The sequence below is a fragment of the Candidatus Nitrospira neuquenensis genome, from assembly GCF_979578155.1.
Window position 1 is genome coordinate 69625 of sequence record NZ_CEFZDU010000009.1, and the last position, 8422, is coordinate 78046.

The following is an 8422-nucleotide window of genomic DNA, read 5'->3' on the forward strand; positions in this document are numbered from 1 at the left end:
CGCGCCCTCACTTCCTCGGCAGGTTGGTCAGAAACACCACCAGGTCCCGCACCGAGATCATGCCGACCAACTGCCCCTCCCGCGTGACCCCCAGGTGGCGCAGGTGCTCGCGCGCCATCAAGTCGTTCGCGTCGAGCAGCGTCTTGCCCTCCTCGATCGTGACGATGGGCGCCGACATGATCTGCTCGACCGTGGTCTTCGTCGGGTCGGCGCCGACGGCGACCGACCGGCGCACCATGTCCGTGTCCGTGAGAATGCCGATGATGTCCTTCCCCTTCGTCACGAACAGGCTGCCGATCTCCCGGTCCCGCATCACCTGAGCGGCCGTCCGCACGTCGGTATCGCGGTCGACGGTGACGAGCTTCGCGAGGGGGACCATGAACGACTTCACTGGCACCATAGCGGGTTCCTCCTAGCCGCGCGCGGGCGCGACGGCTTCATCATGACGTGAATAATGGGTGATGAGCGACTCGACCAGCGCGGGAATCGTGTTCCGGCCGGCCGTCACCGACACGGACAGGCCCACCTCCGCGGCCGTCCGGGCCGTAATGGGACCGAGGCACGCCACGACCGTGCCGGCCGTGAGCGCGACCAGCTCCTCGCGGCCGTCGAACAGCCGGGCGAAGTTGGCCGCCGTCGAGGAACTCGTGAACGTCAGGACGTCCAGCTCCCGGCGCCGGAGCCGCTCCTTGAGCTCGGCGACCTCGACTCTCGGCAGCACGGTCCGGTAGGCCGGGACCACCCGGACCTCGCAGCCGAGCCGCCGGAGCTCGTCGGGGAGCAGCTCGCGCGCGACCGCGGCCCGCGGGATCAGCACGCGTCGGCCCGCCACGCCGGCCGCGACCATCGCCGCGAGCAGGCCTTCCGCCTGGTACTCGGCCGCCGGCACCAGGTCGGCTCGCAGGCCCGCGCGCGCCAGCTCCGCCGCCGTGCGGGGGCCGATGGCGCAGAGCTGCCGGCCGGCCAGCGCCCGCCCGTCCCGCCCTGCGGCCGTCAGCCGGTCCATGAACATCCTCACGCCGTTGGCGCTGGTGAAGACCAGCCATTGGAACCCATCGAGCTCGGCGACCGCCCGATCCAGCTCCGCCCAGTCCTCCGGCGGGACGACCTGAATCGTGGGGCACTCCACGGGCTCCGCCCCGGCCTCGACGAGCAGGGCGGACAGCTCGCCCGCCTGTTCCTTGGGACGGGTCACGAGGACGCGTTTGCCGAACAGCGGCCGGCGCTCGAACCAGTTCAACCGGTCGCGGAGGCGCACCACCTCCCCCACCACGATCACGGTGGGCGGCTCCAGCGCCGCCTCCCGGGCCAGGGCCCGGATATCGCCCAGGGTCCCGACCACGGTCTGCTGGCTCACCCGCGTCCCCCAGCGGATGAGGGCGACGGGCGTGGCCGCGGGCTTCCCCTCCGCGAGCAGTCGCTCGACGATCGTGTCGAGGTTCTTCAGGCCCATCAAAAAGACCAGCGTGCCGCTCGCGGACGCCAGGCGGGGCCATTCTAGGGCGGTCCCGCCCTTGTCCGGGTCCTCGTGGCCCGTCACGAAGGTGACGGTGGACGCCCAGGCGCGGTGCGTGACCGGAATCCCGGCGTAGGCCGGCACGGCGACGGCCGCCGTGACGCCCGACACGACCTCGAAGGGCACGCCGGCCGCGGCCAGCGCCTCCGCCTCCTCCCCGCCCCGCCCGAAGACGAAGGGATCGCCGCCTTTCAACCGCACCACGACCTTCCCCTCGCACGCGCCGGCGACGAGGAGCCGCAGGACCTCCTCCTGCCGTTGATAGCCGCCGCGGCCGCGCCGACCGACGTAGACGCGCTCGGCGTGGGCGGGAGCATACGCGAGAAGGGCCGGGTTCGCCAAGTGGTCGTAGAGCACCAGATCGGCGCGCTCCAGGCATGCCTTCCCGCGGAGCGTGAGCAGCCCCGGGTCGCCGGGTCCCGCCCCGACCAGATAGACGATGCCGCGCTTCCCGCTCATCGACCTCAGCCCCGTCCGTAGATCGCCCGGAGGATCTCGTCCGCGCCGCCGCCCAGGAGCCGTTCCGCAAGCGCGAGCCCCAGCGCGCGGGCGCCCGCGGCCGGTCCCTCGATGCGGTCCCGGACCACCCGCTGGCCGTCCACGCTCGCCACGAGGGCTTCCATCGTCAGCCGCTCGCCCGAGAGGCTCGCGTGGGCCGCGATCGGCACCTGACAGCCCCCCTCCAGCCGTTCGAGCAGCGCGCGCTCCGCGGCGACGGCGAGCCTGGTCGGCTCGTGGTTCAGGGGCGCGAGCAGGGTCCGGACCGTTGAGTCGTCCGAGCGGCCTTCGATGCCCAGCGCGCCCTGGCCGATCGCCGGCAGGCTGACCTCCGCGCTCAGGTACTCCGACACCGCGTCCGCCAAACCCAGGCGACGGAGGCCGGCGGCGGCCAGCACGATCGCGTCATAGTCGCCGTGCTTGAGCCGGCGCAGCCGCGTGTCGAGGTTGCCCCGGAGCATCTCGACGGAGAGGTCCGGTCGCCGGTGCAGCAACTGCGCCTGGCGGCGGAGGCTGCTCGTGCCGATCCGCGCGCCGCGCGGCAACTTCTCCAGCGCCGCGCCCGTCCGGCTGATCAGCGCGTCGCGCGCGTCCTCGCGGGGCGGCACGCAGAGGAGTTCCAGTCCGGCCGGCAACTGCGTCGGCACGTCCTTCATGCTGTGCACGGCCAGGTCCACCCGGCCGTCCAGCAGGGCCTCCTCGATCTCCTTGACGAAGAGACCCTTGCCGCCGATGGTCGCCAGCGGGACGTCGGTGATCCTGTCCCCCGACGTCTTGATGCGCTCCAGCCGGACGGTCAGATGGGGCGCGATTTCCAGGAGCCGCGCCCGCACCCACTCCGCCTGCCAGATCGCCAACTGGCTGCCGCGCGTGCCGATCACCAACGCGGACCCCATCCCGCTCCTTTCGTTCACGCGCGCCGCATCGGCTGAGTCCGGACCAGGTGGGCCGACGGCCCCGCCGCCGCCGCGCCGCCGTGACCGGCGGTCAGGCCTCGCCCCGGGAGCCCGCGGGGCCCGGCGTCACTTCCGCGGCCGGACGCACGGAGCGGGGGGCGGCCGGCGGCGCCGGTTCCTCGCTCGCCGCGGAGGGTGCCGGCTCCGAGGAAGCCGCCTCCCCCGGCAGCACCGCTCCGGCCGGGTCCTCCACGGCCTCCAGGCGGAAGAACCGCCGCGCCGCTTCCACGAAGGCGAGGCCGTCGGTCGATTGCGCCTCGGCCTTGAGCGTCATCAGCGGGCCGTGCAGCAGCTTGTTGACGATCGAGGAGGCCAGCCCCTCGACCAGCGCACGCTCCTGGGGACCGAGGCCGGCGAGCCGGCCGAGGGCCTTGTCGAGCTCGGCCTGTTTGATCGCCTCCGCGCGCCGGCGCAGGGCCACGATGGTCGGCGTGACCTCCAGCGACTTGAGCCACCGGAGCATGACGCCGACCTCTTCCTCCACCATGCGCTCGGCCTTACCGGCCTCCCGCATGCGCTCCTCGCGGTTCTGCTCGACCCGCGTCTGGAGGTCGTCGATGTCGAAGAGGAAGGCGTTGTCGATGTCCTTGACCGCGGGGTCGATGTTGCGCGGAACCGAGATGTCGATCAGGAAGATCGGACGGTTCATCCGCTCTCGCACGGCGCGCTGCACGTCCTCCGCGAGGATCAGGTAGCGGGCGGCGCCGGTCGAGCAGAGGACGATGTCGGCCTGGGCCATCTCCCGCCGGAACTCGTCGAAGGGAACCGGTGTGCCGTTGAACCGCTTCGCCAGCTCGACCGCCCCGTGCAGGTCCCTGGTCGTGATCATCACCTGCCGGACGCCCTGGCCGATGAAGTGCCGCGCGGCCAGCTTGGCCATCTCCCCGGCTCCGACGAGCAGGACGGTCTTCTCCGAGAGGTTGGAGAAGATCTTCTTGGCCAGCTCGACCGCGGCGTAGCTGACGGACACGGCGGTCTCGGCGATCCGGGTCTCGGTCCTGACGCGCTTGGCGACCGAAATGGCCTTCTTCACCACCTTGTTGAGCACCACGCCCGTGGCCTTGTGGGCGAGCGCGCACTCGAAGGCGTCCTTGATCTGGCCGAGGATCTGCGGCTCGCCGACGATCATCGAGTCGAGGCTGGCGGCGACGCGGAAGAGGTGCCCGATGGCTCGATCGCCGGCGTGCCAATACAGGTGGGGCGTCAACTGCTCGGAGGAGAGCGCCATGTGCGTGTCGGCGAGAAATTCCTGGACGGCGGCATAGCCGCGCTCGACCTGCTCGACGACGGCGTACACTTCCACGCGGTTGCAGGTGGAGAGGAGCACGCCTTCCCGGACGCCGGGATAGGCGCGCAGACGGGCCAGCGCCTCTCCCATCCGGCTCTCGGGCACGGCGAGTTGCTCCCGCACCTCCACCGGAGCGGTCTTGTGGCTCAACCCGACGACGATGATGTTCATCGGCGGCGACGCACCAGGTCCTTAAGCGAGCGGCCCGTGGGGCTTGAGCACGACGCCGATGAACGTGAGCACGACGCCGGCGAAGCCGATGATCGTCAGGTAGGCCGCCCGCTTGGCCCGCCACCCGACGGTGATGCGCCCCAGCAGCACCACGAAGTAAAAGACCCAGGTCACCAACGCCCACGTCTGCTCGGGATTCCAGTTCAGGTAGGACCCCCGGGCGAACTCCGCCGAGATCGCGCCGGCGATGATCCCGAGCGTCAGGAGAGGGAAGCCCAGCACGATGGACTGTTGATTCAACCGGTCGAGGAAATCGAGCGGCGGGAGCTTGGCGTACAGGACGTTGAACCGCTTCGACTTGAGCAAGCGGTCCTGGATGAGGTACATGATGCCGGCCACGAACGCCACCGCGAAGCCCACGGTCCCGAGCATGCTCAGGGTGACGTGCACCCAGACCGTCTTGAGCACCGGCGCCAGCGTCGGGACCTCGCGCGGCAGCGCGGCCGCGGAGACGAGCGAGATGAACGCCAGCGGGAGGATGAAGGCCCCCAGCACATGGAGGTGGTGGCGCATCCCGACGACGAGGAAGACCAGGACCAGGGCCCAGGAAAAGAAGGACATGGCCTCGTCGAAGCTCGCGAGGGGAACATGCCCCGACGCCATGAGACGGGTGAGCAGGGCGACGCTATGGGCCAGAAACCCGCCGGCCGCGAGGACCAGCAAGACCCGCGAGAGGGCCTCAGAGCGCCGGAGGAGGTAGGCGAGCGCACAGGCCGTTCCCGCCAGGTAAAGGACGACCGTGACCATGAAGAATGCACCGGACACTCTTTCCTATCCTCGCAACTTTTCAGAGAAAAATTTCCATCCGACGACCCGGCGATTATAGCCTCGCAAAAACCAGGGAGTCAAGGAACGGAGGCTGTGGCCGGCCGGAAACGCGCGGCGGGCGGGCCCGATCGCGCGGGGACTCCCTGAAGCAGAGCCCACCCCCCCTGCACCGGACCGTCGTTCGACTTTCCCCGAGCGCGGGCGTAGGATGCGGCGGGGCCACCCCGGAGAGGACGGTGAGCGGCACTCTCTATCTCGTCGGCGTGCCGATCGGCAACCCCGAGGACCTCGGGCGTCGAGCCGTCCGCATCCTGGAATCGGTCGCCGTCATCGCCGCCGAGGACCCGCTGGTGACCAGGAGCCTGCTCGACCGGTACGGCATTCCGACTCCCCTCACCAGCTACCAGGACCGCAACAAGGAGGAGAAGGCGCCGATCCTGATCGCACGGCTCTTGGAGGGACGGGACGTGGCCCTCGTCTGCGACGGCGGTACCCCGTCGATCAACGACCCCGGCGCCTTCCTGGTTGATCAGGCGCTGACGGAAGGCATCAAGGTCTCGCCCATTCCCGGCCCCTCCGCCCTGACGGCCTCGCTCTCCGCCTCGGGGTTCGGCTTCGATTCCTTCGTCCATGCGGGCGTCGTCCCTCGATCGCCGAAGGCGCGGCGGCGCTTTCTCGGGGCGGTCGTGCGGGAGCCGCGGACCGTCGTGCTCTTCGACTCGGTGGATCGTATCCGCGCAACCCTCCTGGCCCTGAGCCGGGAGATCGGCCCGAGGCGGATCGCGCTGGCCACGGACCTGACCCTCGCCTCCGAGGCCTGTTTCCGCGGCACCGTGCAGGACGTCCTGGCGCGGCTGCCGCGCGGAGCCGTCGGCGAGGCGGTGACGGTGGTGATCGAGGCAAGGGCCCGGAAGCGGGGCGGCGCGGGGAAGGGGGGCAGAATCAGGTCGCGCCGCACTTCCGGATCATGACGCGATAGGCGGAGTCGTGGCGCTCCTGGCTCAGGACAAGATGGCCGTCGTCGCTCACGCTCCGCGGCACGTTGCGGATCGGCTCGCCCTCGTCGAGGATCACGGCGAGGACCTGTCCCGGCTCCATCGTTTCGAGCTTGAGCTTGGTCTTGACGAAGTTGTAGGGGCAGATCACGCCGCGGAGGTCCAGCTCCTCGATCGGGGCCGTCCGGTGGTCGGCCTGTTCGCGACTGGGCTTGATCGTCATGTCCGAATCCCGTGGACTCTGGCGGCGGGCGCTCATCCTCTCAGAGCGACGGCGGATCGGCAAGCGGCGGGCTTCGCCCCCAAAACAGCGGGGGCGGCCGAAGCCGCCCCCCTTCGATTCGCCGCCGACCGTCCGGCCGACGCTTACTGGCCGCCGAGCCCCTTCACCAGGTTGGGCTTCTCGGCGTCGCCGTAGTCGGTCTTCGGACCGCCGGAGTAGCCCCAGCCCGGCTGCGGGTCGCAGTTCCAGCAGGGAGCCGCGCCGGTCACTTCGCCGACCTCGCTCATGAAGCCCTTGGCCGAGGTGACCTCGCCGGGGAGCACCTGCCCCGCCACACCGCCGGTCAGCCCGCCGGAGTTCGTGATGATGCCGCGCTCGGTCGAGGGATCGGGCCGCTGCCCGAGGCCGCCGAAGCCGGCCAGCTTCTCGTTGCCCCGGATCACGTTGATGTCGCGGACGAGCTTCCGGCCCGTGCCGTAGGGCTGCTTGGCGCTGGTTTCCTCGACGGCCTGCACCACCACGTCGTCGCCGTTGTTCAGCACGCGGAGCTGGTCCATGTTCGTGCTGTCGTCGATGTACACGGTGATGGAGGACATCGCGCCGGTGCCCGCCCGCCCTTCATCGTGGGAGCTGCCGCCGGTCTCCAAGTGGATCTTCCGGCCCGGAAGGTCGATGGCGAGGATGCGACCATACAACGTCTCGGGCTGCGACAGCCGATCCAGGAATGCGGCACGGTCCCACACTTGCGAACGCGACCCGACGCCGGCGTTCTCGCCGACGCCGGTGCCGAACCCGGAATGTTGCGGCAGGCGCTCCTGGGCCACCGCCGCGCCGACGGTGCCCGCAAAGAGGATTGCCGCTCCCAACGCGAATACCTTACGCATGAGCCGCCTCCTTGTAGGTTGGATAATAAAGAATGCTGAAGGACACCCGATCCGCCGAGCCGAGCACGACATGGTCATAACGTGAGTAGGCGGGACTATAGACAACCCCGCCGATGATGTCAAGCGAAATCCATGGGTCTTGTGGAGGACCCGGGCGCCCTCCACTCCCCCCTGTGGCCGGCCGCCCCGCGGGCCCCCGCCCGCTCCCGTCCTGGTGCCCGGAGGGAGGATCGAACTCCCACTCTCTTGCGAGAACCAGATTTTGAGTCTGGCGCGTCTGCCAGTTCCGCCATCCGGGCAGCCCGTTATTTCGTCTGATCGCCGACCGGGGCCCTCGCCTCCCGGGGGCAGGTGCTCAAGAGGTGTCACCCCTCTAGCCCGCATGATCCGCGATCGCTTCTGCTGCAATCGCCCGTCTGGCGTGTCCGCACAGGCGGGCGGATTCGCGGCTGCGAGGAGCCCGCCGCACGCCTCGGCGCGGCCAGGCGGGCGGGCTAGCGACCGCCTGCGCACGATCGCCCTCGGCGGTCGTGTCGTCACGCGTGCGCCTTGCTCCGGCCGATGCCCGATCCGATGATCGCCATGACGGTCATCATGCGTCCCCCGCCCGCACCCGGCATGCTCGAAGGGCGGTGCGGGCCCCCAGCGACCGCCCCCTGCGGAGAAGCCCCTGATCCTGGCGGAGGTAGCGGACCTTATACAGGTCGCGGAAGACCACTGTCAATTCATCGGCGCTCCGCCGATAGGCTTCCCCGTCATCCGGCAAGAGGTCGGCCGCGAGCCGGTCTCCGAAGAAGGGGGGCAGCCGGCACCGGACCTCCTCGACTTCAGCCAGCCGCCCAGCCTCGCGCCGATTTCGTGCACCAGGCGGGCGGCATCTTTGTTCCGGCTGAGGGTCAGCCGCGTCACGTCCTTGCACAAGGCGAGCGGGGACCCTTGCCGACGTGGTGGCGGCCTGGCACAACAGAAGGTCGTCGGCCTGGGTCACCGCCGGGGGCGGCGTCCCTGAGAGGGGCTCGGGCATCCGCTCAAGAGAACAGTGAACAGGGACAAAGGGTAAAGG

8 protein-coding genes and 1 tRNA gene are annotated in these 8422 nt (G+C 70.2%); 1 reads left to right on the plus strand and 8 read right to left on the minus strand.

What is annotated here, in order from left to right:
- Window positions 1-7 precede the first annotated feature (7 nt).
- The 5 genes from AC1U7O_RS04635 to ccsA form a co-directional block, all read right to left on the minus strand.
- Window positions 8-400 carry a CBS domain-containing protein gene (locus AC1U7O_RS04635; protein WP_479893407.1) on the minus strand — a complete coding sequence of 131 codons (393 nt, stop codon included), beginning with the start codon at window positions 398-400 and terminating at the stop codon, window positions 8-10.
- A gap of 12 nt (window positions 401-412) precedes the next feature.
- Window positions 413-1975 (minus strand): uroporphyrinogen-III C-methyltransferase, encoded by a 1563-nt coding sequence (cobA, locus tag AC1U7O_RS04640; protein WP_479893408.1) that lies wholly within the window; start codon window positions 1973-1975, stop codon window positions 413-415.
- Between the two features lie 5 nt (window positions 1976-1980).
- Window positions 1981-2910: a hydroxymethylbilane synthase gene (gene hemC, locus AC1U7O_RS04645; protein ID WP_479893409.1), complete on the minus strand. Its 930-nt coding sequence runs from the start codon at window positions 2908-2910 to the stop codon at window positions 1981-1983.
- Window positions 2911-3001: 91 nt separating this feature from the next.
- Window positions 3002-4429 carry a glutamyl-tRNA reductase gene (gene hemA / locus AC1U7O_RS04650; protein WP_479893410.1) on the minus strand — a complete coding sequence of 476 codons (1428 nt, stop codon included), beginning with the start codon at window positions 4427-4429 and terminating at the stop codon, window positions 3002-3004.
- Window positions 4430-4450: 21 nt separating this feature from the next.
- Window positions 4451-5254 (minus strand): cytochrome c biogenesis protein CcsA, encoded by an 804-nt coding sequence (gene ccsA, locus AC1U7O_RS04655; RefSeq protein WP_479893411.1) that lies wholly within the window; start codon window positions 5252-5254, stop codon window positions 4451-4453.
- Between the two features lie 239 nt (window positions 5255-5493).
- On the opposite strand from ccsA, the gene rsmI reads away from it, so the two are divergent.
- Window positions 5494-6228: a 16S rRNA (cytidine(1402)-2'-O)-methyltransferase gene (gene rsmI, locus AC1U7O_RS04660; protein ID WP_479893412.1), complete on the plus strand. Its 735-nt coding sequence runs from the start codon at window positions 5494-5496 to the stop codon at window positions 6226-6228.
- Here rsmI and AC1U7O_RS04665 read toward each other — a convergent pair.
- The 3 genes from AC1U7O_RS04665 to AC1U7O_RS04675 all read right to left on the minus strand — a co-directional run bounded on the left by AC1U7O_RS04665 (window position 6200) and on the right by AC1U7O_RS04675 (window position 7658).
- Window positions 6200-6475, minus strand: coding sequence for a sulfurtransferase TusA family protein (locus tag AC1U7O_RS04665; RefSeq protein WP_479893413.1), 276 nt, complete (start codon window positions 6473-6475; stop codon window positions 6200-6202). The two genes, rsmI and AC1U7O_RS04665, sit on opposite strands and share 29 nt — an antisense overlap.
- A 143-nt stretch (window positions 6476-6618) precedes the next feature.
- Window positions 6619-7359: a hypothetical protein gene (locus AC1U7O_RS04670; protein ID WP_479893414.1), complete on the minus strand. Its 741-nt coding sequence runs from the start codon at window positions 7357-7359 to the stop codon at window positions 6619-6621.
- Between the two features lie 212 nt (window positions 7360-7571).
- Window positions 7572-7658: transfer RNA gene (locus AC1U7O_RS04675), tRNA-Leu, on the minus strand.
- Window positions 7659-8422 lie beyond the last annotated feature (764 nt).